The organism is Oscillibacter acetigenes, from assembly GCF_025567605.1.
Classification (GTDB): Bacteria; Bacillota; Clostridia; order Oscillospirales; family Oscillospiraceae; genus Oscillibacter; species Oscillibacter welbionis.
In genome coordinates this window covers 673,395-697,412 of record NZ_JAOQKG010000001.1, presented here as the reverse complement: position 1 = coordinate 697,412, position 24,018 = coordinate 673,395, and the positions used below count along the sequence as shown (strand labels likewise).

Here is a 24,018-nt window from a genome sequence, read left to right as displayed (position 1 = left end):
GTTCTCCTTACGCAAATACCTGCTGGTATTTCTCTTTCAGTTCCTTTGGCACCGTCTTGATGACCTTGCTGCCGCCGTTTTCAGAGGACGGGCCCCAGATGGCCCAGAGCAGGCTCTGCCAAGCGATGGCCCGGAATTTCGGGTCCTTGTCCTCTTCCGGCAGGAGATACGCGGAAAAGCGGCGCTTGACTGTCAGCAGCGCATCCAGGCTTTCCGCGTTGGCAATCAGGCTGCGGAACTCCTTTGCAGGCTTTAGATTCTGCATGGACAATGCGCCCCGTACCAATACGCCCAGTGTCCATGGTTGGAAACCAAACTTCCGGATCAAGGCATGAAGGAATTTCTCTTGCAGGGAGGAGTGCTCGTCATCGCAGAGATCCAGATACTCCGCCACCAGCGGCGCCCACTGTTCTCCTTCCAGCCCCAGAGCGAACACAGCAAAAGAGCCGGGCATGGCGCAGGCTTCATCCGCGAGGTTTTGGTACCACTCATACTCCCGCATAGCCAGACGAGCGTATCGCTCTATAGCCGGATGCAGATTGGGGTGTTGCACAGCGCAGGCAAAGAGCTGATTGACTCCCTTCTTGGGCAAGCCGGGAATGGGCAGATAGATTTTCTCCTTTCCTCTGCACTCCACCGAGTAACTGCGGGGGAATTCCTCCTGCTCCAGCACCGCGCACAGGTAGTCCAGGATTTCAGCATAGCACTCCTCCGTGGAGTCCCTGGCGGTGATGCGGATGGTGGCAAAGGCGTCATTGGCCGATGCGGTGAAATGCACCGTCTTACGTTGTTGGATGTCCTTTGGCAATTTGCCGCTGCCGTTGGTTTTCAGTTTCTTTACCATGTCGGGACGGATTTGGGAAACCAAGCCGAAAATGTGTTCGGTGGTGAGGGATTCAAAACTCTGCCCATACACGGTATGGCAGACAGCCACATAGCAGGCAAAGCGCAGCAATCCTTCGTCCACATCCTCCGGACGCAATTCCGGCCGCACTGCGCAGGGCGGAAAGACGGTAAAGCCATCTTCCCGCTCTCCCACAAGGAAGCAGCGTTCCTGCACCTGCTTTTCTATGTACTTCTCCAACTCATAGCGGATCTCTTCCCAGCCCACCAGCCGCCGCATGGCGTCGCAGATGGAAACCGCATCCTCGCAGGGAAATTCCTTCAGCGGCAGCCGGGAAAGATGCCGCTCCAGCAGCTGATTGGGGAGAAAGGGCGTTCCGTTATGATTTCGCACCACGGTCGGGTAGGCGGCGTGATTTTCACGGGCGGCGCCGCTCAGCACATCCTGAATGCAGAGATCCGCTTCCACCAGCACCTCAGGGTCAGTATCCGGCTTATGGATCAGATAATAACGGCCATGTACGCCGTCACGCTTTGGCAAACTCATATAGGTTCTCCCCTCAGGTCTGCTGGTGCTGCATGGATACGATCTGGCAGTCCGGGCAGAACTCCACATAAAGCGCGCCCTCTGCACAGTCAAACACCGTATCCCACTGGATCTGGGCCAGGTACTTCATGGGCTTCCCACAGTGGGGGCAGGTCGTATATTCCGCGTCCTGCACCCAGTTGGCAAAGCCGCCGATGGTGTTCACATCCTCACAGGCCGCGCCGTAAAACAGGGGCACAGGCGCTTTGCCCAGTACAAAGGGATTTTCGGTGAGGGCCTTGTAGTCCTCGGGACTGACATAGCAGTCCATCTTCTCCGCCCCGTCAAAGAGTTCGGAGGGAAAGACCTCCACGCCGCCATCCAGAGAAAAGCGGTTGAAGGCGGGGCCTTTCAGGAATCCCACGCAGCTGGGGCAGCAGGTGGCGGTCAGGATACCATCCAGCCCCAGGAACCGGAGCCGCTCATCCCTGCCATCCAATACCAGCATGTCCACCATACGCCCGCCGCAGTGGGGACAGGTGTCCTCCCGCGCCCGGCCAATGCGGACGGGAGATTTCTCGCCAGCGGTTCCCTTGACCATAGGATAGCAGGTGTCGAAGTTGAGCTGGATTTTCTGGCCCTCCTTGTTGAAGGTCCAGCCTCCGATCTGCGCATAGCTGGATGGGTCCACATAGAGGCCCTTGCGCCAGGGCCGGGGATTTCGCTCCAGCTCCAGCAGCGTCTCCATTGCCTTGTCATCTCCCTGCATAGCAAGGCAACTCATCAGGTTGGAGGCCTCGCTGGAATATTCCGCGGACAACAGCGCATGAATCAGGCCATCCCGCACATCGGCGGGAGCGTGATAATAGATCTCACAGGGCCAGAACACCTCTGCGGCCAGTGCCGCCCGCTGGATCTCCGGGGCGATGGCATCCCGGTCCCCCAGCAGCTGCCAGAAGTCGGTGAACTCCGGGTCCTCCATCTCCGCCAGCCTCTGGATGTTCTGAATGAGATTTTTCTGCTTTTCGCCAATTTGTTCCGGCGTCCAGGCAAGAGCAGCTTGCCGATCCTGCTCGCACTTACATTTCCAGCACAATCCCTCATAGCCCAAAGAGGTCCCACAGCCGGGGCAGGCGTATTTCAGGCTCATATTCGTTGACTCCTTTCCAAAGACAGAAAGACGCCCCGCGACACCCTGTCACTTGGACAGGCTGACGCAGGGCGTGAAAAGGCCGCAAGAAAGAAGCCACATCTACCCCCAGATGTGGTTTCCTCCACAGGCAAAATCCATTTTTTATATAGAATCAAAGTTATCTTTAACTGATTCGTGTGCATCTCCAAAAACTTCCGCCTACATCACGCATGATTCCACGCGTATAGTGTAAGTTGCTTGTGATACTTTTATATGGTTAGTTGCTTCTCTTCAAACCACAAGGTCGGATGGTTCTTTTCCATCATACCTAATTACATGGAAATTATCAACTAAAACTTGCATCGATAAAATCCCAGAAACCGCTCTCTGTTAGGAAAACACATAGATGATGGCTGACAACTGCAACAGGCTCTGCAAAGGCTATGCCCAGCCCTGCAAACTAAGCTTTCAGGCTGTGGCGGTGTTTCCCTCCATTTTCAAAAGCATAGGAATTAGGATTCAAAATGGATAGAGGAACTGTTTGTGGCACTCTTTCTTTATAGGGCAGCAGAAGACTTCCATGCGGAGCAGCAGGGTGTTTCCGCATAGAAAAATGCCGAATTTAAATCTTTGAGCAGGTAAATTGAGAACACCACAATCGAATTAGAGCAATTCGATTGCGGTGCTCTTTTTTGTTAATTACAGGTTAAAAAAGAATTTTTTCTTGCGTTCTTGTCAGCAGGGCCATTGTTGATGATATAATAAAAAGCAATATACACCACACCTGTTAAAATTAAGAATTTCCGATATCTGCTTTGCTATATAGCAATAAGGATCAGTTAATAACAGATGTATGGAGAAATTCAAAGGAGCAAAGTATGCGCAACCTTTTTGTCATTGGAAACAGATTTGATCTTGCGCACAATATAAAACGGGATTCAACCATTTTAGAGACTACTTAAGTGCAAACTACTCGATACTTCACAATATGCGCCATATGTACCAGAAGCAATAACAGAGCCATTACGGAAAAGAACTGCAAGACACTACAGAGATCGTTGGCTTAATCGCATATCTTTTAGACGAGGCTGCCGCAGACACAGGAAAATGTTTTGATAATGTTGAACCTCAATACGATAAAGAAGGAGACCGTATCTATTCTTGGGAATACGAAATGCAGAATCTATATGCGGGAATATGGCATGAACAATTCCATATATTACTGAACTTTCCATGGTAAAATTCAAACTTCCCTTTTGGTAGACAGCTTGATATTTTATTCAAAGAGGTGCATTTGCGATGGATATTTCTGTCCTTTATATTATTCCGAATGACCGGATTATTGAAACTGTCCAACGGGTTATGCAGCGTTGTGATGTTAACTATCCGGTATATTATGGAACCATGTCCGGAGCTTTGGAAATTGCGAAGCGGATGATCGCTCAGGGGAGCCGGGTGATTGTCAGCACCGGACTGACGGCTCTGTATTTGCGCAAGCATCTTTCTGTGCCTGTTCTGGAACTGCTTTTTACAAATACGGAGTTTGCCAGAGCCATTCAGGAGGGACTTGCTTTTTCCGATAAGATTCTCATAGTTGCCAGTACCTATGTTAATTATTTTGTCCAGCGCAGTCTGGAGTTGTTTCAAAATCCAACCCATTCTATTCAGGCGGCTGTGCTGTCTCTCGACCGCCCCTTTGAAGAGCAGGTTCAAGAATATCTTGACCAAGGCGATTTTGACGTGGTCATTTCGTCCACGCCTGGCGTGAAGCAGGCGCGAATCAACGGGAAAATCGGGATTTTGTTTGACGTTGATGAAAAAATGGTTGAGTTTTCCATACAGACTGCGCGTTCTTTGCTGGATTTTGTAGTACACCGCGCGGAAAACGATCAGCTAATACACGCTGTTATGAATTATACGCAAGAAGGGCTTATTATTACGGACCGCGACGGGATCATTTCACAGCTCAACGCCTCTGCAGAGCGCATTATTGGCACTGTAAATGAGGAAGCCTGCGGGCAGAATGCCGACCAGCTGCTGGCGAATCGTCATATTGTAGATTCTCTTACCAATGAAAGTGGTCTGGCTGATCCGGAGGCCCATCCGGTCGTTTTGCAGCGCAACACGATCCAACTGGATGGAAAATCTGTTGGCATATTACTCTCCATTCACGACATGGCGGATATTCGGATGCTGGAACGCTCTGCCAAACGCATTCATGAGTTGAACGGCCATGTTGCCACATGGCGCCTTTCCAATATTATTGGCAAATCGGAGGCTATTTCTCAGGCCCGGCAAATGGCGCGCCGCTTTTCTCAGTACAACAGCACGGTTTTGATCCTGGGAGAGACGGGCACCGGGAAAGAGTTGTTTGCCCAGGGGATCCACAATGCGAGTCCTCGCCGCAACGAACCTTTTCTGGCGATTAACTGTGCTGCCTTACCGGAACAGTTGCTGGAAAGTGAGCTGTTCGGCTATGTAAAAGGTGCATTTACAGGCGCCCGCAGCAACGGGAAAACCGGTTTATTTGAAGCAGCAAATGGAGGTACTATTTTCTTGGATGAAATCAGTGAGATCCCACCCAACATGCAGGCGCGTCTGCTTCGGGTGATCCAAGAACGTCAGGTAGTCCGGATCGGTGATGACAAAGTGATACCCGTTGATATTCGGATCCTTGCTGCCAGCAATCGGGATCTGAGGACTCTTGTGCAGCAGGGGGCATTCCGGGCAGACCTCTATTACCGGCTGAGCGTACTGGAATTAAAGGTTCCGCCTTTGTCCTGGCGCAGAGAGGATATTCCGCTACTGGCACAGTCCCTTTTACAGAACAAGAACAAGGCCCTGAATACACACGTTACGGGATTTGCTCCTGAGGCGCTGGAAGTTCTCCAAAGCCTAGAATGGCCGGGGAATATTCGTCAGCTGTCCAACTTTATTGAACGCCTGATGATTTTGTCTGATCCGCCGCTTATTACGGGGGAGAACGCCCGCGCCCTTGCGCAGAATGAGGCCACAAAAGAGCTGCCTGTTTCTAGGGAGGGCCATTTCCCTACCCTGGAGGAAGCGGAATCCAATCTGATTCGAAAGGCATTGGATCAGACGGGAGGCAGCCGTACAGCTGCTGCGCAGCTGCTGGGTATTCACCCCTCAACTTTGTGGCGGAAACTACGGGATTTTGATACAGAAATTCCTCTTTGATGATTGCATAATGCACAGTCCCCATTGCATGATGCAACTGTTCCAGCCGATTTTTGCCTTTTTTCGGTAGAAATCGGCTGGATTTTCTTATATGGATATGGCATGTAAATTGCTTTATACTTGTTTAAAGCGATTGTGAATTGCTTTGAAGAAAAGGGGGAATTTTCATGGTATCCGTTGGTTGCAGAATCCACACGCATCCCGCACGTACAGATCCCGGTCTGGTGGAACGGTTTCGCAATATCCCGGTTGCGAATCTTGACGACTGCATGGGACGTACAGCAGCGCTCTCCTCCGCCATCAGGCCCTATGGCCCGCGCCGGCTGTTAGGGCAGGCATTTACTGTAAGAGTCCCGGCGGGGGACAATCTGATGTTCCATAAGGCCATGGATATGGCTCAGCCAGGAGACGTTTTTGTGATTGATGCTTTCGGCTGCGAAGAACGCTCTATATTGGGGGAGCTGATGGTAAGTTACTGTAAAATACGGGGTGCTTCCGGCATTGTGGTGGACGGCTGTATCCGGGACGCAGACGCCATTCGGGCGATGAATTTCCCCATATATGCAAGGGGAGTTACGCCCAATGGCCCCTACAAGAACGGGCCAGGTGAAATCGGTGGAGCAGTTGTTGTAGGTGGACAGGTTATTCGTCCTGGTGATATTCTTGCAGGAGACGGCGACGGAATTGTTGTAATACGTCCGGAGGATGCGGAGGAGATTTTGGAGCAGGTCGAAAAGCTCATGGCCAACGAGTCCCGCACTCTCAGTGAGATGAAGCAGCATAGTACATATATCCGCCCCTGGGTGGACGAGAAGCTGGCAGAATTGAAATGTGAATATTTATGAGGTATCCAAATGAAAATTTTTGTCAACGAACCCATACATCCGGCAGCAATGGAACTGCTGCGGTCACGGGCTGAAGTTGTCTCCGAATGGGAGGATGTCCCGGCTGTCAGCGCGGCATTGGTGCGGACAACAAAAATTGGACCTGATTTTTTAAATCGAGCGAAGCAGCTGCGCGTGATCGGAAAGCACGGGATCGGGTACGACAATATTGACATTGCATCTGCGAAGGAGAGAGGGATTGCTGTTGTCTATACTCCTTTGGCGAATGTCAACTCGGTGGCTGAACTGGCGGTATCTCTTTTCCTTGCGTTGGCCCGAAAGCTGGTTTCCGCTCAAAAATTGATACGTTCCGGAGAGTGCACCAGGATCGCGCCCCCTGAGCTGACGGGCACTGAGTTGAGCGGAAAGACAGTGGCCCTGATCGGCCTTGGACACATTGCACAGCAGGTTGCACAGATTCTAGGAGTCGGTTTTCACTGCCACCTTGTGGGATATGACCCATATGTTTCCCGGGAAAAAATGGCTACGCTCGACATTGAGAAAGCAGATTGTTTGAAAGAAGCGCTGAGGGCGGGAGATTTGATCAACATCAGCGTGCCCCTCAATGACAGCACCCGTGGTATGATCGGCTCCGCGGAACTGGGCGTCTGTCGCCCCACTGCAATTCTGGTCAATACGGCACGTGGCGGGATTGTAGATGAGGTGGCGCTCTATGAAGCGCTGTCCCGTAATGAGCTGGCTGCGGCAGCAAGTGATGTTTTTGCCGTCGAGCCTCCCGGTGTGGATATGCCGCTGATGTCTTTACCCAATTTTCTGCCCACTCCGCATATAGGAGCCAATACGGAGGAGGCGCTTTATCGTATGGGGATTACGGTAGTGGAAGATCTTTTCGCCGTTCTGAACGGTGTTTCTCCACGATTTCCTGTTCCGTAAACGGATGAGATAAAAGAAAGGAGATTCACTATGCAACCCAAAAATTCCATTCGTCGAAAGCCTGCTTTTCCGGACGGCATGTTGATCGTCCTTGGAGTCATCATACTGTGTGTCATCGTGACTTGGTTTATTCCTTCGGGTCAATACGACCGTATTTTAGATGCCAGCGGACGGCAGATCGTTGATCCAAACTCTTTCCATTATATTGAAAGCGAAAAAATCAGTCTCCTGCGTATTCCACACTTTATTGTAGAGGGTACGATTGCACAAGCGGAAATGATTTTCTTCCTGCTGACGATCGGTGGCTGCTATGAAATCGTAATGCACACCGGAGTGCTTCAGGCGATCATAGCCAGAATGGCCAAATGGAAAGTGCGGGACATGGCGTTTATACTGGTCTTTACGCTGGTGTTTGCCGTGATCGCAGCTCCTGCTGGCGGTGTAGTGTCTTTCATCGGATTTGCGCCCATTTTTGTCATGATCGCCCGGGCCATGGGCTATGATGCGCTTGTGGGCGTCTCTCTGGTGCTGCTAGGAGGTGCTGTGGGTGCTGCTGCTGGACCGATCACTCCCTTTACCACAGGCGTTGCCCAGGGAATTGCAGAACTGCCGCTGTATTCCGGCCTGTCTTACCGGATAATCTGCATGCTTGTTTTGTGGATTGTTACAGCCCTCTTTATTGCTCGGTATGCTAAAAAAGTTCGGTTGGATCCCTCAAAGAGCTATGTTTACGATCTTGAGCAGGTGCAGAAGAATCAAGAAGTAGAAAAGCACTATGACACCGATCTTTCGGCTCAACAGATCGCTATTCTGGTGATTTTTATTTTAGGCTTGTGCCTGATCATCTATGGCAGCCTTCGCCTGAACTGGGGCAATCGAGTTCATATGCAGATCTATCTGTGCATGAGCGTGATTCTTGCGATTGTTGGTAAGTTCAATCCCAATGAGACAGTCCGGGTCTTTGTGCGAGGAGCCAAGGGGATGCTGGCCGCAGCTCTGGTACTGGGGCTTTCCCGCAGTATTAGCATGATTCTGGATGAGGCGCTGGTTCTGGACACCGTTATTTACGGCTGCGCTGCGATTTTGAACGGGCTTCCCACGTTGCTGCGGGGGCCGGCTATGCTGATTGCCAATACGGTTGTCAATGTTTTCATTATTTCTGGAAGCGGGCAGGCTGCCGCAGTTATGCCGGTGTTCATCCCTGTTGCGGATTTGGTGGGGCTGACTCGTCAAACCGCTGTGCTGGCCTTCAATTTCGGCGATGGCTTTTCCAACTGGATCCTTCCGCATTCTGCTCCGCTGATGGGATTTATTGGTGCTACCAGCATCTCCTACGGAAAATGGTTTAAATACTTCTGGAAGCTATTCCTGCTTTGGAATGCCTTGGCCATGGCGCTTCTTTTTATTGCACAGTTAATGAACTATGGGCCTTTCTAAATGAAAAGGAGATCACGATCTATGATGACAAAAGAAGAAATTCTGAATGCTGCAAAAAAATGGGAAGATTTTTGCATCGCTCTGCGCAGGGATTTCCATGAATCCCCTGAATTGTCCGGGCAGGAAACTCAAACAATTGCTCGTATTTGTACTGAGTTACGTGCTGTGGGACTCTCTCCCATCGAAGTGCAAGATGGTGGTGTTTTAGCGGTAATCGAGGGAGATGCTCCTGGCAAAACCGTGCTTTTGCGGGCGGACGTGGATGCACTTCCTGTTCAGGAGGATCCGTGCAATCTTTTGCGCAAGAAAGAATGTGTCAGCAAGATCCCCGGCGTGTCCCATGTGTGCGGCCATGACTGCCATGCAGCCATGCTGGTCACTGTGGGGAAGATTCTTGCAGCCCGTCGGGATTTTCCTGGGCGAATTGTGCTCATGTTTGAACGCGGTGAAGAAGGGGGCGGCAATCTCCGGTATCTCATTGATTATCTGCAAAAGAACCATTGGGACATTGATGGAGTTTGGGGCATGCACCTAAACAGTGATATTCCCGCAGGAAAATTTGCGATTCGAAGTGGACCGTTGATGGCTGGGGGACTGATGTTTGACATCACATTGGTGGGTAAGGACGGACATGGTTCAAGGCCGGATTGGGCCAATAATCCTGTGGATTGCTTTCAGACGATTCAAACAGCATTGGATAAAATTCGTATGCGCGCGGTAGATCCAAATGATGCAATTACCTTTTCGATTTGCAGGGTGTCAACGGAGTCCCAGCGGCCCAATATTATTGGACGAACTTTAAATTTTGCCGGTACAGTTCGTTACTTTGATTTGGAAAGAGCATACCGTCCTTTCAGCAAGGCAATGCGGCGAATTATTGATAATATTGCCGATGCTTTTGAATGCGAAGCAGTATATAATCAGTTTGAGTGTATTGCAGTCCCTCTTATCAATCAATCTGATTGTTATGAAATTGCAAAGCAGACATTGACGGAGATTTTTGGAGAAGATCGTGTAGTGCAGGGGCCATTGAAGTTTGGATCAGAGACACTTTCCTATGTAATGAGCTTTTGGCCGGGTATGTATTTGAATTTGGGTATTAAAGATCCCACATTGGGTACTGGATCCGGTCATCATACGGCCAAATTCGATGTAGATGAATCGCAGTTCAAAACCGGTGTCGCGGCACACATCGGATATGCCCTGGCCTTCTTGGAAAGCTCAAAGAAAATACAGGATTTCAAGCCTTATGATGGAGATATTTGGGATCTGTTAGGCGAATAGGTAAATGGATTTTAAGGAGTCACCAGAAAAACATTGATATCTATTCTGGCACCTATGATGAACTGTTTTACAGTAGCGGTTATATTTTTAACCTTGCCCTGTGCACAGATGGGCAGGTCGAAATGACCTCTCGGAAGAATTGGGTACTCCATTAACAAGGGGAAGCCCTTGAAAACAATGTTTTATGGAGACATTTTCTGCGAAGATTTTCTTGTTTATGGGGATACCCGACTGTTCAAGCAGGTCTTCATATTACCATCCGGTTAAAAAAACACAGTACACCGGATGATGGAGGATATCTTCCCATCCGGTGTGCTGTCTTTTGGAATCCACTTTAACTGATCCCATGCAGTAGAATTTTGGCTTCATATGCAGATTATGGCGTGGAGATGCTGAAATAATCCGGAATATGCTTGGTAAACACACTGCCAGAGCCAAATTCATAAAGGATTGGAGGCGTCTCCCTTGTTTCATTTTAAATAATTGTTAGTCAGCTTCTCTATCCCTAAAAACAGAAGGTGGCTACATTATACTCAAGCAGGATCAGCCTCCCCTCATCGTCAAAGGGACCGATGCCCATGCCGTAGCGCATGGGGCTTGGCTCCCTCCGTGCCAGTGTCAAGTGCGCCCGCGTCCCCCGGGCGTTTGGCCGGGTTCCAGAACCAGAGACGCCCTGGAGCGGAAAGCGGACACCGGATCTTGATTTCCTGACAGCAGAAAATGTCTGCTTTGGACTTGGCGGGGATGCGCAAAAGCTTTTGCGCTTGCAGGCGCAAAGCCGTTGACATTCCAGACCACTGTCTTCATGACTGCAGCCCCTCCCTGCCCACCGAAGTGGGCTTTGGCATGCCCCAAGCCGGCAGTATAAAATCTCTTCCAGAAAAATACAATGCCTGCCCTTGCCGAATTTGTCAAGAGCAGGCATTGTTGTTTCCTCCTTGCAGCGGTTTTTCAGGGGCGTTGCAATTATAACCAAACCAGAGCCGAATGGGGGGAAGCCTTCCGAAATTTCTCCGGATAGGACATTCCGCAGTCTGTGGGGGCTATTTTTGCCGCAAATAATTACCGGCAACTTGGCCAGAAAGAGTCACCAGAGTAATTCGTTTCTATATTCGGCTTATGCTGGTAAGAAACTGTATAACACTGTTGGGTGAAGAGCAGATGATGTTGTTGATCTTGATGCCATCAGCTGCGTGGCCTCAAAATTCCAGGAGGCAGCCCGCATATCCATACCGATCTTTGTGCGGTTGACGAGCCGGGGCAGTACCACCAGCACCGCCTCCAGGAACGGCGTGATCACCTTCGCCATCCTGGTAGACGGCTTGACAACGGTGATCTGGCTGGACGGGCCGGGCAGGCATCTCTCGGCTCATTCCCCACGAAGCAGTGACCTGCCGCCCAAAATCATCCTAAGATTTGTACAAGATATTCCATTGACTTGCCTGTGTCTCTATGATACGTTTGACTCAAATTTGCAGCTTACGACAGGAGGCTTCTATGCGCTCAGAAATCGGAGTCGGCATCATCGGATGCGGCAGCGTTGCCAGATGGAAATATGTTAAAAACCTGGCAGAGATGTCAGGCGTCTCTCTTCGGGCCTTCTATGGTGGCCGGGCTGAGGAGTTCCAGCAGCAATACGGTGCTCCGGGCTCCGCAGTCTGTCGAGATCTGGCGGAATTTTTGGCCCGTGAAGACGTTGATGCCGTCTGTATCTGTACGCCGAACAACAGCCATGCAGAAATTGCCCTGGCAGCCCTGCGCGCAAGAAAGCATGTGCTGTGCGAAAAGCCCATGGCCATCTCCGCTGAGGATGCCGTTCGGATGGTCGAGACAGCGGAACAGATGGGCGTCCTGTTGACAGTGGGGCACCAGTCCCGGTTCTCTCCCGCCGCTCAGGCCCTTTACCGCCAACTGCGGGAAGGCGCCTTCGGCTCCCTCTACTTTGCCCGGGCCAGCATGGTCCGGCGGATGGGAATCCCCACTTGGGGGCACTTTTTCGACCCAGCAGTCCAGGGTGGCGGATGTCTGATCGATCTGGGCACTCACGCTCTGGATCTGGCTCTGTGGTTGCTGAACGATTTTTCCCCGGCCTATTGCTGCGCCGGCATCTTTCGAGGCCCGGGAGACTCCCCTACTCCCGCCAACCGTTGGGGCACTTGGGACCCCGCCATGCTCCGGACGGAGACCGGTGCCTTTGGACAGGTTGTGCTGCAAAGCGGCACGGTGCTGAGTCTGGATATCAGTTGGGCCCTTCACGTGCCGGAAGACCGGGAAGAGACCGTTACGCTCTGCGGCACAGCCGCCGGGGCGGAGCTCTTTCCCGGCGGCTATACAATCAGCGGCACACAGGGCGCCCGCTTGGTCACTACCCGCTATCAGATGCCGGAGGAGGAGCAGAGCGCAAATCGGGCGCAACTGGAGGATTTTTTATCTTCCATCCGGGAGCATCGGCTGCCTCTGGTAACAGCAGCGCAGTCTTTAGTCGTAATGCAGATCCTATCAGGACTTTACCGCTCCGCGCGGGAACTTCGTCCTGTGGAATTTTAAGGAGGATGCAACTATGCACGAAGAAAAAGTAGCTCTCACCAAGAACCAGATCGCGGCGCTCCGGAGAGCGGCAGAGACTCGTTCCATTCAGGACATCTTTGTAGTGGCCTGTGGCGGCTCTTTGGCCACTCTGTACCCCATTCTGTACATTCTGGATCGTGAGACGAATGCCGTCCATGTATCCTCTGTCAATGCAGCGGAATTCTTCCATAACCCGCCACACCGGTTGGGAGATCACAGCCTGGTTATCTTGAATTCTCAAAGCGGCACAACACCGGAGACCGTTTCCGCCGCCCGTTTAGCGCACGAACGCGGGGCGCTTACTGCGGCGTTTACCACAGTACCAGGCTCCGCTATCGAGACTGTGGTGGATTTTCCCATTTACTATTATGACGATCCGATAAATCCCTATCCTCTGCTGCTCTCCATTTTTCCGGAGGTTTACCAGCTGGCCTTTGCTCTTGTGGATCTGTTGAACGGCAGTAATTGTCTCCCCGGCATGGAAACCGCTATGGAACATCTGGAGGCCGTATGTCAGCGTGCGGTTTCAGACTTCGCTCCTCAGGCCCGGGAGTTTGCCCGGAAACACCGCACGGAACAGCTCATTTACACGGTCTCTGCTGGTCTTGACCGATGCATCGCCTATATTCTCACCAACTGCTCTTTTATGGAGTCTGTATGGCGTCATTCCTCTCCTCTTCACGCCGGAGAACTCTTCCATGGCGCCTGCGAAGCTATTGGAAAAGACACCCCTGTTGTGGCTTTTCTAGGGCTCGGCCGTTGCCGCCCGGTAGAAGAGCGGGCTGTGAAGTTTCTGCAGCGGGTCACCGATAAGTTAACCGTCTTAGACGCCGCCGCCTTGGATCTCACTGAAATCCCAGAGGAATTACAAGAGTATATTGCGCCTCTAGTGCTTCACTCCCTAGCCTCAGATTTCTGTTTACAGTTGTCCCATCTCACCGGTCATCCCATGAGTTCCCGGCGCTATATGGGCGTAGTAAAATTTTAAACGAGGTGTCATAATGAAACTGCTGGGACTGGGTGACAACGTATTTGACGCCTATTTGTTTCGAGACGAACTCTATCCCGGTGGGAACGCCGCCAATGTGTCCGTACTGGCCCGCCGGATCGGTGCTGAATATACAGGCTACCTGGGAGTGCTGGCAGATGATCCACCAGGTCGTCATTTCCTGGCCGCCCTCAGGGAGGAATCCGTGGAAGTCAGCCGTGTCCGTATTGGTGTGGGCAAATCCGCATGTAACTATATTGTGTTGGATGACCATGGAGACCGCACGTTCTCAGGAAATAATGGCAAAGAGACCGTGCAAAATCTTTTCTCTCTACACCTGACGCCGCAAGATCTGGCATATGCCGCCGCTTTCGATGTGATCCACACCAGTATCCACAGCGGTATTTCCAACGCGGTGCTGGGCGGTCTATCCCGCCGGGCAGATCTGTCCATGGATTTCTCCAATGACGGCTTTACTCACACAAACGTGGCGGAACTTGCGCCGATCCTTCGTTTTGCCTTCTTCTCTGCCGGAGAAAGGTCTTTGGAAGAAGTCCACACTTTTGCAAAATATGCCGCCGACTGTGGGATCCCCCAAGTAATCTTTACTATGGGGACTCGCGGCGCTTGTGGAATCTCCCAGGGCCAGTTTTGGCAAGCGGATGCCTGTGTTATTCAGCCTGTGGATGCTTTAGGTGCCGGAGATGCCTTTATTGCCGCCTTTTTATATACTTTCTGGGAAAATGGCGGTAGTGCTCTTTTGGCGGCAGAACAGGCGGCGCATTTCGCCGCAGACTGCTGTCTCCACTATGGCGCCTTCGGTCATCCGCTTTCTCTGGCGGAAAGCGACTTGCTTTCCACAGGCCCCCAAAATTAGACTGAGAAAACAGGCTCCGGTGGTTTTCCACCGGAGCCTGTTTACTGTACTCTTTACGGATTTTTCATTTCCACCAACTCCCTTGGCAACAGGCCTGCAGCATCCTGGTCCAAAAGCCAGATACAATTGGGGTGCTTCTGGAGGATGGAGGCCGGCAGTTCGTTGGTAACCGGACCGGTAATGGCTTTGAAAACGATCTCCGCCTTTTGAACACCGCTGGCCAGCAAAATCACAAGCTCTGACTCCATGATCTGAGCGATGCCCTGTGTGATCCCCTCAGCAAGCGGTAACTCACGGCCACCGAAGTACTTCTTCTGTACAGCCTTCGTCACCGCGCTCAGCGGCGTTCTGTGCGAACGCAGAGAAAAGTCCACCCCGTTTTCATTAAAGCCCAAATGGCCGTTCATCCCAATGCCCAGCACCTCCACGGCAATGGGGCCATAACGGCGGATGAAGGCATCCTGCTCTTTCAGCTGGCAATCGATGGCAGCAATCCTGCTTCCGTCAAACAGAAACTTATCGGCAAACGGGCGGTGCATGGGAGTCAGCAGTTGGGTGTTCACAAAGTGGGAGCAGCTCCCCTCATCCTGAGGCCCGATACCTACCCAGTCATCCAGTTGTACAAACTTCACCCCTGTTGGATCAATCATTCCGCTGTTGACGCGGCTCACGAACTCCCTCAGCATCCCAACCGGTGTATCTCCGCCCGGAAAGCTAACCAGGCACTGCGGGTCTTTCTCTATGGCCTTCTGCACCAGGTCAGTCGCACACCGGCTCATTGCCTCATAATCCTTTTCAACAACTACTCTCATGATTTTTCCTCCTCTGCAACTGTCACAGCAATCATAGCACAAATCGTCCGGCACTGTTAGGACAATTCCATCCTGATGTCTGGATTTTTTTGTTCTCTTTTTCTGGGGACAAAAAAATCCTAGAAATCTCACGAGAATCTTCATTGTACTCGTCCTGTGATTTGGATAGAATAAAGATGCTATCGCTATACAAGTCATAGTACACAAACAGAAGGGAGCATTTTTATGGTCAAAGTTGGAATTATCGGGGTGGGCACGGTGTCTCAGATGATGCACCTTCCCATTCTCAGCGGCCTTCACGATCTTTACCAGATTACGGCGGTATCCGATGTGTCTCCCACGCAACTAAAGCATATTGCGGAGACTTATCGTGCGAAAGCCTATGCAGACCCCTATATGTTGGTGAAAGCCCCCGATGTAGATGCCGTCTTCATCTGCTCACCTGACCAGTATCACGCAGACTACGCCCTTGCTGCCATTGAGGCCGGAAAGCATGTGTTTGTGGAAAAGCCTGTGACGCTCTGTATTGAAGATCTGGAAAAGCTAATCGCCGCTGAAAAAGCTCATCCTGAGCTTGTGTGCATGGTCGGCTACATGCGCCGTTACAGCCAAGGCTTCCTGAAATGCAAGGAACTCTTGGCCAGCGATGATCGCAAGATTGAATACATGCGCTTCCGGGATATTATTCTGGAAGGCGACTTCTTTATGGATCAGACCCGTCCTCCCTATCTATGCAGCGACATCTCCGACGAGGTCAAGGCGGAAAGTTCCTCCCGCCGCCGGGATCAGATCACTCGCGCGCTTGGCAACGACTGCACGGATCAGCAGCGCACCACTTATGTGATGCTCACAGGCCTCGGTTGCCACACCCTGGCCGCTGTGCGAGAACTGGTAGGGCTGCCTGTGGAGGTGGAATCTGTCTCCGTCCAGGGAGAACATGTCATTATTGTTTTCCGATACAATGATTTCTTGGCCGTCTATGAGATTCTCAACGATCAGGATGTGGTGCAATTCGACGCCGCCATCGAGATCTATCAGCATGATCGTCGAATGAAAATCAAGTATGAGACGCCCTATCTGCGTTATCAGCCTCATACATTTGAAGTGATTGAGTCCACAAAGAAGGATACCAAGACCACCCTTTATGGTCCTGATTATCGCGACCCCTTCCAGGATGAGGTCCAGTATTTCCATGACTGCATTGCCAACGGAACCACACCTAAGTCCGATTTTGCAGATGCTATGGCTGATTTGGTACTGTTCCGGGAGATCTGCGGCAAGATCAAAAAATGATGAAGAGTACGCTGCTTCAAGAATATATTGCCCAGCAGCCCGCCCTGTGGCGGGCTCTGCTGGATTCCCGCGAGGAAATCACCGCAGAATTTTCCCGGCGTTTCGGGGGATTTCAGCCGGATCGGGTGATTCTGGTCGGTTCCGGTTCCTCTCACTATGCCGCCCTGATGGCCCGCCCGGTTCTAGAGCATGCCTGGGGAACAGAGGTCACCTGCCTTGTCCCCTCCGAGGCAGCGGATGCCCGCCTTACTGCAGCACACCCGCTGTATTTTGCCATTTCGCAAAGCGGCGTCAGCACCAATACCTATGATTTGGTCTGTCAACTGACCAACGCAGGCAGGGCTGTGATTGCCGTTACGGAACAGGCAAACTCTCCCGTAGGGCTAGCCGCCTCTCTGTCCGTTCCTCTTCGAATCGGAACAGAACGGATCGGTGCCAAAACCAAGGGCGTCACCGCCACTGTGCTGACATTAATGCTGTTAGCGTTGTCTGTCTGCCAAGACACGTCCTATGGGCAGAGAATGCTTCAGGCCTTGGATCGACTGTGCCGGAACGCTCCGGAAAACCTGTCCCGTTCCCGTGCGTGGAGCCACGCGCATCGGAACGTGTTCCTGCCGTTCCGTCACCTGTATGTGCTCGGCTGCGGCAACAGTCTCGGAGCCGCGCAGGAAGGAGCGCTGAAGCTGCTGGAGACCAATTATCTTCCAGTTTCCTGCTATCCTTTGGACGAGTATATCCATGGTATCCAAAACGCCCTGGACGGCGATGCCTGCCTTTTGTGCCTGCTGCCGTCCCAAGGGCCAGATCGGGACCGGATGCTGCGCCTAGTGAATTTCTCCAAATCAGTTGGGGCCTGCTGCGGCTTGATCTCCCCCAGCGACACCGGCCAGCCGGACGCTCTTCACCTGCTGGATGCCGGAGAAGATGCCCTCCAGTCCTTAGAGTTTCTTCTTGCTTTGCAGACGCTGGCCGCGGAGCTTTCCGCTGCCAGAGGGATCGATTCCTCCCATCGGCGCTACTCGGATTTCTTCTCTATCATGGGCAGCAAGATGGAGGGAGATATATGCCAGCCAAAGCTCTAAACCGGCGCTTTTTCCTGCTCCAGGCTATTATGATGCTGATAGACTGCATTACAGTGGCTTACATATCTCCCATTCTGGTCTCCTTTGGATACTCCAAGCTACAGATTGGCCAAGTAATGACACTGGGTGCCCTAGCAGCCACGTTAGCCCGCCCCCTATGGGGGTTTCTCAATGACCGGTTCTCCTGTGCCAAGCAGGTGACATTAGGCGGGACGGCGGTCGGGATCGCCTGTTATTTTCTGCTGACCTGGGGTGGCGGTCAGATGGGGCTGACCACCATAGCGGTAATGGGGTTGTACATCACTGTCGTCTGTATGATGAACTTTGTGGACTCCTGGGCTCTCCGTCTGATCAACGGCGGTGCATCCCTGAACTATGGTGCTACCCGGGCAGGCGGGTCTCTCTCTTACGCTCTCGGTGCCGCCATCTTCGGCATGGTAGTCTCACGCTGGGGCTTTCGTCCAGGCAACGTGGCTCTGTGGGTGCTCTGGATTTTGATGTGTGTGGTTGCCCTGTCTTTACCGAATCCTCCGCCCGCCAGCCATCTTGACCAGAAGCCGGTCACTCTACTTCAAGGGTTCCGCACACTGCGATCCAATCGCGTCTATTGGGTGATGCTGGCCGCTCTGTTTCTTTGTACTCTGGCCTCCGGGTCCATGGAGAGCTTCTACTCTGTGCTGATTCTATCTGCCGGAGGAACAGAGCAGCATGTTGGGTTCGCCCTGTTTCTTCAGGCCACCAGTGAGTTGCCTGTGATGTTTGGCTACAGTCGGCTGCGCTCCAGGCTGCATTTGTCAGCAGCCCCCCTGATGGCAGTTTCTATGCTGTGCTATGCGCTGAAAGCCCTGACTCTCGCCAGCGCCGGCTCTCTGAATATTATCCTTGTTGCAGCCCTGTTTCAGGCGCTTTCCTTTGCGCTTTTCACCCCCGCCTGCGTGGACTTTATGCTGGAGACTGTGCCCGGGGAGTACCTAGCCATGGGGCACCTTCTGTTTCTGGCCATTGGTCAGGGTATCGGTGCCGTGGCAGGGAATGCCCTCAGCGGGATCCTATCAGAATATCTTGGCATGGCCTGGATGTTCCGCACGGTCGGATTCCTTGCGTTGCTGGCCAGTGTCCTGGCCTGCTGCTCCGCAAAGATGTTGAAGAGGAGGAATTTCTCGTGATCTTTTTAGGCTGTGATGGAGGCTCTACCAAAACAGAGTGGCTCCTAGTAGACCACACCGGCCAAGTGCTGGCTCATCGGATTTTTCCCGGCTGCAACTTTGCATTTTGGGGTGAGGACGGGTTCCGGGACCTGATGGTCCGCTCTGTTCAGACCCTGCTGGCAGACAGCGGCATCACTTCTCAGCAGATTACGTCCGCCATGCTGAGCCTGACTGTTTACGGAGAGGTTCCCGGTACCGAGGAGTTCTTCCCCCAAGTCATGCAATCCATCCTGCCTGACTGCCCTCTTCAGTTTTCCAATGACTCTGTGGCAGGCTGGTGTGGCAGTCTGGCCGGCCGGCCCGGCATCAACATTGTAGCCGGCACCGGTTCTGTCGCCTATGGCCAAGATTCGGCCGGAAACGCCTCTCGCGTAGGAGGCTGGTCTCTGTTTTTTGCAGATGAGGGTTCCTGCAGCTGGGTAGCCCGGCAAATGATCACCGAATTTGTAAAGCAGGCAGATGGCCGGCATCCCCGATCTGCCATCTATGAAGAATTGCGGCAGGAGCTGTCCATTACTCACGATCTATATTTCTCCGGATATCTGCAGACAAATGTCCGGCAGGATTCCTCGCTGTTGGCAAAGCTGCAGCTGGTTGTCTTGCGGGCTGCACAGCGGGGAGACCCAGCAGCCATAGGTATCTACCACCGTGCGGCTGAGGAGCTGACGGAAATGGCCACTGCTATTCGGCAGCAGTTGACCTTCTCCGCAGGAGAGACTGTGCCAGTCTCGTACTCCGGCGGCCTGTTCCGTGCTGGAGAAGTCATCATGACTCCCTTCCGCGCCTGCATGGACCGGGAGAGCTTTGTGCTGAATGAACCTCGGTACAGTCCGGTGCTAGGAGCACTGATCCTGGCCGCTCGCGGGTTCCTCTCCCTGGAGGAAAGCGACGCCATGGCTGACCGAACGGCGGCCCAGTTGACAACCGCCCCATCCGTCCAATAAGGCTTCTGGAGGTTATCAAAATGAAAATCATCCACGCAAAAGATTATAATGACCTCAGCCGCAAAGCCGCCAACATCATATCCGCCCAGGTAATTTTGAAGCCGGAGAGTGTACTTGGCCTAGCCACCGGTTCCTCACCTCTCGGAATTTACCGGCAGCTGATTATTTGGTATGAAAAAGGAGATCTGGATTTTTCTGCTACCACTGCCGTGAATTTGGACGAGTACTGTAATCTGCCGCCGGACAATCCACAGAGCTACCACGCCTTCATGCGCCAAAATTTCTTCGACCATATCAATATCAACCCTGCCCGGGTCCATATTCCCAACGGCATGGCCTCAGACTTGGAGACAGAGTGCCGCCGCTATGACCAATTAATCCAATCCCTGGGCGGAATCGACCTGCAGCTGCTTGGAATCGGCCGCAATGCTCACATTGGATTTAACGAGCCGGACAGCTGCTTTTCCAAATATACGCACAAGGTAGCATTGTCAGAGAGCACCATCGCTGCCAACACCCGTTTTTTTGATCGGGAGGAGGATGTTCCTCGTCAGGCCATTTCTATGGGGATGCAGGCCATTACTCAGGCCCGTAAGATCCTGCTGATTGCCAGCGGTCCCGATAAGGCAGACGCTCTCTGCGCCTGCTGTTTCGGTCCGGTAACGCCACAAGTCCCAGCCTCCATCCTTCAGCTTCATCAGGATGTCACCATCATCGCCGATGAAGAATCGCTGTCCAAGTGCCCCTCCAATGTTCCTGTTTCTGCCGCCAAGTGAAGGAGCAGTCGTATACGTCAATACTGGGACGGATTAAAAAGTCAAAGAGGGTATCAGATAGTAAATCTCGAGAAGTCTAAGGGCTTCTCGAGATTTCTCATTTTGAGAGGTGCCGGGAAAGATTGGCGCGTGGGAATGGAAACACCAGGCAAAGCCGGAGCATTTGGAGGACGCTGCAAATATCAAATGGTGGTTTGAGGAATGCAGAGGAGGACACGGCTTTGCCGCGCTCTCCAGCTGCGAAGAATCTCAGGACAGTTCATCCATTGCCACATCGGGCAGGTGTATAGGGTCAAGCTGCCCTCTGTTGCAACGTTGAGCGAGTGAATCAGCAAAGTCCCTGTCATATGTAGGCCATCCTCCGGGCGGGCTGCTCCACCTTCAGCCCCTCCATCAGACAGCGGTACTGCTGCGGCGTCAACCGCCGTACCTCCTTTTCGTTTTGCGGCCGTTGGTATGCGCCTGCTCCAGCCGCTTATAGCTTATACAGCAGGATGCATCCATCCCGGTCCCTGCAGAACTCCTTGATGCAGTCCCGCCGTCTGCCGCAGAACAGAAACAGCGTGTTGGTGAACGGGTCCGGTTTAAACCGTTGCTGCACCATGGCAGCCACCCCCATCGATCCCCTTCCCCGACAGTTGCATAACGCCGGAGCATTGTCGCTTTTCCCATTGCAGGGGTGTAAAACACTCTTGGCATGCAAATTTGTTCATCGTGCCGTTTAATGAATATTAAGAGCGGGCAAGCAGAACTGCTTGCCCGCTCTCTTTTGTCTGTTTTGGCCGAAGCGGTCCTCAGAAATTCTCTGAAGACCGCTCTCCGTTTTCGGACTTCGCCTTATTGGATGAGGTGGATTTTTTGCAGATAGGCCAGATTCTTCTTGGCCTTTTCAAATGCCTCCTGTGTGGTGGCGTGGGGGCAATCCTGTTCGATGATCCCGACTCCCCGGAAATTCAAACGATCCAGCAAATCCCGGTAAGCTTCGTAATCAATGATCCCATCCTCCAGATCGCACATAATATCATCCATCCGGGGATCATCTGGTGCCAGAGCACCCTCCATCTCCATCTTTCTGATCTCACCAGATACATTTTTGAAGTGGAGATAGGGAATATGATCGATATGAGCCTCCAGGAAATCCAACGCGCTGCGGTCGCCCTGCTTCCAATTCCCATTGGCCGCAGCATAGTGGCCGTTATCAAAGCAAATGCATAGATCCAGATCAATCAGTCGCTCCAACTCCTCCCGGGTCTCGATCAGAGAGCGCCTCTCCGGATGCATCAGAACCTCAATACCGTAGGTGTCCCGGCAGTAACTGCCCATTTCCCCGAAAAGCTTATAGGTCCTGATTTGCTGCTCCTTGAGGCCGGCCTTGGTCTTGCAGTCCATGGCGGTTCCGTCCATTGTCATCAGGTAATGCACATCGAATGCCTGCAGGCGCTTGCACAAATCATCCACATCCCCTCGGACATCGGCAAAGGAACGTGCCTTGAGAAAATCATAGCAAGCTGTTCCGCCGCAGATAGAAAGGTCCCGGCGAGCCAGTTCTTCCCTCAGTTGGCCAATATCTGTGGGCAGATACCCCACTGGTCCCAGTTCCAGGGCCTTATATCCAGCTTCTGCCGCCTGGTCCAAAAAGATATCATACGGGGTGCCAGAGGGAGTTCCATCCGGCCACCAGACTCCCCAAGAACAGGGGGCAGTTCCAATTGTTACTTGCAAGCTCATGATTTGATCTTCCTTTCCATTTCATCTGCTCCGGAGCGTTCACGGTATTCTTTCGGTTTCAGGCCTGTTGACTTTTTAAAAATTTTAGAGAAATATACCGGGTCATAGATACCTACAGCCTCCGCGATTTCATATGCTTTTTTATCTGTGGTCCGCAGCAAAAATTTAGCACGCTCAACCCTGGTATTAAGAATATAGGTACTCAAATTCTCTCCCATCTCCCGCTTAAACAGCTTGCTGAAATAACTGGGACTTAGATGCACCATCGTTGCCAGCGCATCCAATGAGAGATTGGTGCTGTAATTTTGGTCAATGTACTGTTTTACCTTGTAAATGATACTGTCGATATTCTCCTCTGTCCTCCCGATCCGGGACAGGGTCTCTGTCACATACTCCCGCACACTGTTCTCCAGAAGCTCCATGCTCCCAGTGGGCAAAGCCGTTAGCTGTTCGGCGGGCAGATTGTGGCTGAACAGAAGACTCACACAGAAGTTCTGCAATAAAAGGGCGATCTGACACACGCTGGAGAAAGGAATTTTCTGTGCTTTTATCAATTGGAAGAGATCCTCCATGTTTTTCAGAGCCGCATCACCACTGTGATTTTCCAGGGCGCTTTCCACCAAACGCAACCGCTCCCACAGAGCACTGGCTGTGTCTTCGGACAACTTTGGCAGGTCCTCACACCGCATGACGGATGGCTGGCTACTATACAACGCAAATTTCTGTGCGTCATCCGCCTCTCTGGCCGCCTTCTGCATATTCAGTGGATTTTTGTGGAGGCGGCTAATTCCGATCGTCAGCAGGAAATCCGTTTTTCCTTCTACCGCTTCTACAGCCGAAGTGCAGAGTTCAGCGGGGTCTATTCCCTCCGGCAATGAGAGAACTGCATAGCAGCAAGTATCGCTCTTCGGTACCAAAAACACTGTATGCCCCTCGCAGCAGGACAGTATGACCTCCTGCGCTTGCTGGAGCATCGCTGTGCATTCCTCCAAAGTTCCCCGGAAAACCACCTCCAGGCTCAGAACATAATAACTGGGCAGCACAATGTGCAGGTCATTGAGTTTATTGAGAATGTAAAGCAGCGAGTGTCGGCTTTGAAAAATCAGTTCTCCCAACAGAGCCTGCTGTTCCAGCAGGAGGCTCTTCTGCACACGGCTTTCCTTTTGAAGCCGTTGGCATGCCTTGTCCACTGCAGCGGAGAGCGCCTTCTCCGTGGTAGGCTTCAGAACGAAATCCGTCACCCCACACTGGATAGCCTGTTGAGCATACTCAAAGTCCGGAAAGCCTGTAAGCAAAATCATCTGAATGCCCGGATAGTGTTCCCGGACCCAGCCGCAAAGTTGCAGTCCGTCCATCTCCGGCATGCGAATGTCTGTAATCAGAATGTCCGGTGGGGACTCCTGAATTTGATGGACAGCATCTACTCCGTCGTTTGCAATTGCTCGCACACAGCAGTTGTGAGCCTTCCAGTCAATCAAACACATCAGCCCTCGGGGAATTATCGCTTCATTGTCCACAAGCATCACAGTGTACGGCATGGTTTC

At 52.2% G+C, this 24,018-nt stretch carries 19 protein-coding genes; 13 read left to right on the top strand and 6 right to left on the bottom strand.

The features are described 5' to 3' along the window. Nucleotides 1-7: 7 nt before the first annotated feature. Nucleotides 8-1,390, bottom strand: coding sequence for a DUF6138 family protein (locus OCV80_RS03460; RefSeq protein WP_119311461.1), 1,383 nt, complete (start codon nt 1,388-1,390; stop codon nt 8-10). A 13-nt stretch (nt 1,391-1,403) separates the two neighbouring features. Beyond that, nucleotides 1,404-2,519 (bottom strand): hypothetical protein, encoded by a 1,116-nt coding sequence (locus OCV80_RS03455; protein ID WP_119311462.1) that lies wholly within the window; start codon nt 2,517-2,519, stop codon nt 1,404-1,406. Between the two features lie 1,281 nt (nt 2,520-3,800). On the opposite strand from OCV80_RS03455, the gene OCV80_RS03450 reads away from it, so the two are divergent. The 8 genes from OCV80_RS03450 (at nt 3,801) to OCV80_RS03415 (ending at nt 14,631) form a co-directional block, all read left to right on the top strand. After that, on the top strand, nt 3,801-5,699 hold the full coding sequence (locus tag OCV80_RS03450; protein ID WP_025544207.1) for a sigma-54-dependent Fis family transcriptional regulator: 1,899 nt from the start codon (nt 3,801-3,803) through the stop codon (nt 5,697-5,699). A gap of 167 nt (nt 5,700-5,866) precedes the next feature. Continuing rightward, on the top strand, nt 5,867-6,544 hold the full coding sequence (locus OCV80_RS03445; RefSeq protein WP_025544208.1) for an RraA family protein: 678 nt from the start codon (nt 5,867-5,869) through the stop codon (nt 6,542-6,544). A gap of 9 nt (nt 6,545-6,553) precedes the next feature. Beyond that, complete coding sequence (locus OCV80_RS03440) at nt 6,554-7,477, top strand: hydroxyacid dehydrogenase (protein ID WP_025544209.1); 924 nt, start codon at nt 6,554-6,556, stop codon at nt 7,475-7,477. A gap of 30 nt (nt 7,478-7,507) precedes the next feature. Then, entirely contained in the window at nt 7,508-8,914 is a 1,407-nt protein-coding gene (locus OCV80_RS03435; protein ID WP_119311463.1) for a YfcC family protein, read from the top strand. 21 nt (nt 8,915-8,935) lie between these two features. After that, on the top strand, nt 8,936-10,198 hold the full coding sequence (locus OCV80_RS03430) for an amidohydrolase (protein ID WP_025544210.1): 1,263 nt from the start codon (nt 8,936-8,938) through the stop codon (nt 10,196-10,198). A gap of 1,497 nt (nt 10,199-11,695) precedes the next feature. Beyond that, nucleotides 11,696-12,745 (top strand): Gfo/Idh/MocA family protein, encoded by a 1,050-nt coding sequence (locus OCV80_RS03425; protein WP_158629692.1) that lies wholly within the window; start codon nt 11,696-11,698, stop codon nt 12,743-12,745. A gap of 13 nt (nt 12,746-12,758) precedes the next feature. Next, entirely contained in the window at nt 12,759-13,754 is a 996-nt protein-coding gene (locus OCV80_RS03420; RefSeq protein ID WP_119311465.1) for an SIS domain-containing protein, read from the top strand. A gap of 13 nt (nt 13,755-13,767) precedes the next feature. Continuing rightward, entirely contained in the window at nt 13,768-14,631 is an 864-nt protein-coding gene (locus tag OCV80_RS03415; RefSeq protein ID WP_136890801.1) for a PfkB family carbohydrate kinase, read from the top strand. Nucleotides 14,632-14,684: 53 nt separating this feature from the next. Here OCV80_RS03415 and OCV80_RS03410 read toward each other — a convergent pair whose 3' ends face one another. Further along, entirely contained in the window at nt 14,685-15,443 is a 759-nt protein-coding gene (locus tag OCV80_RS03410; protein ID WP_025544214.1) for a glucosamine-6-phosphate deaminase, read from the bottom strand. Between the two features lie 225 nt (nt 15,444-15,668). On the opposite strand from OCV80_RS03410, the gene OCV80_RS03405 reads away from it, so the two are divergent. From OCV80_RS03405 to nagB, 5 genes are read left to right on the top strand one after another with little or no spacing between them, the layout of a single operon-like run. Beyond that, nucleotides 15,669-16,736 carry a Gfo/Idh/MocA family protein gene (locus OCV80_RS03405; RefSeq protein ID WP_119311466.1) on the top strand — a complete coding sequence of 356 codons (1,068 nt, stop codon included), beginning with the start codon at nt 15,669-15,671 and terminating at the stop codon, nt 16,734-16,736. Then, complete coding sequence (locus OCV80_RS03400) at nt 16,733-17,818, top strand: SIS domain-containing protein (RefSeq protein ID WP_119311467.1); 1,086 nt, start codon at nt 16,733-16,735, stop codon at nt 17,816-17,818. The genes OCV80_RS03405 and OCV80_RS03400 overlap by 4 nt, the downstream gene beginning before the upstream one ends. Then, nucleotides 17,800-18,984, top strand: coding sequence for an MFS transporter (locus OCV80_RS03395; RefSeq protein WP_136890802.1), 1,185 nt, complete (start codon nt 17,800-17,802; stop codon nt 18,982-18,984). Before OCV80_RS03400 ends, OCV80_RS03395 begins: the two co-directional genes overlap by 19 nt. Continuing rightward, nucleotides 18,981-19,970, top strand: a complete 990-nt coding sequence (locus OCV80_RS03390) for an N-acetylglucosamine kinase (RefSeq protein ID WP_025544219.1) — start codon at nt 18,981-18,983, stop codon at nt 19,968-19,970. The genes OCV80_RS03395 and OCV80_RS03390 overlap by 4 nt, the downstream gene beginning before the upstream one ends. Nucleotides 19,971-19,990: 20 nt before the next feature. After that, nucleotides 19,991-20,746 carry a glucosamine-6-phosphate deaminase gene (gene nagB / locus OCV80_RS03385; protein ID WP_025544221.1) on the top strand — a complete coding sequence of 252 codons (756 nt, stop codon included), beginning with the start codon at nt 19,991-19,993 and terminating at the stop codon, nt 20,744-20,746. 475 nt (nt 20,747-21,221) lie between these two features. Here nagB and tnpB read toward each other — a convergent pair whose 3' ends face one another. The 3 genes from tnpB to OCV80_RS03370 all read right to left on the bottom strand — a co-directional run bounded on the left by tnpB (nt 21,222) and on the right by OCV80_RS03370 (nt 24,012). After that, entirely contained in the window at nt 21,222-21,365 is a 144-nt protein-coding gene (gene tnpB, locus OCV80_RS03380) for an IS66 family insertion sequence element accessory protein TnpB (protein ID WP_119311470.1), read from the bottom strand. A gap of 218 nt (nt 21,366-21,583) precedes the next feature. Next, nucleotides 21,584-22,474, bottom strand: a complete 891-nt coding sequence (locus OCV80_RS03375; RefSeq protein ID WP_119311471.1) for a sugar phosphate isomerase/epimerase family protein — start codon at nt 22,472-22,474, stop codon at nt 21,584-21,586. Then, entirely contained in the window at nt 22,471-24,012 is a 1,542-nt protein-coding gene (locus OCV80_RS03370) for a response regulator (protein WP_119311472.1), read from the bottom strand. The genes OCV80_RS03375 and OCV80_RS03370 overlap by 4 nt, the downstream gene beginning before the upstream one ends. Between the last annotated feature and the right edge of the window lie 6 nt (nt 24,013-24,018).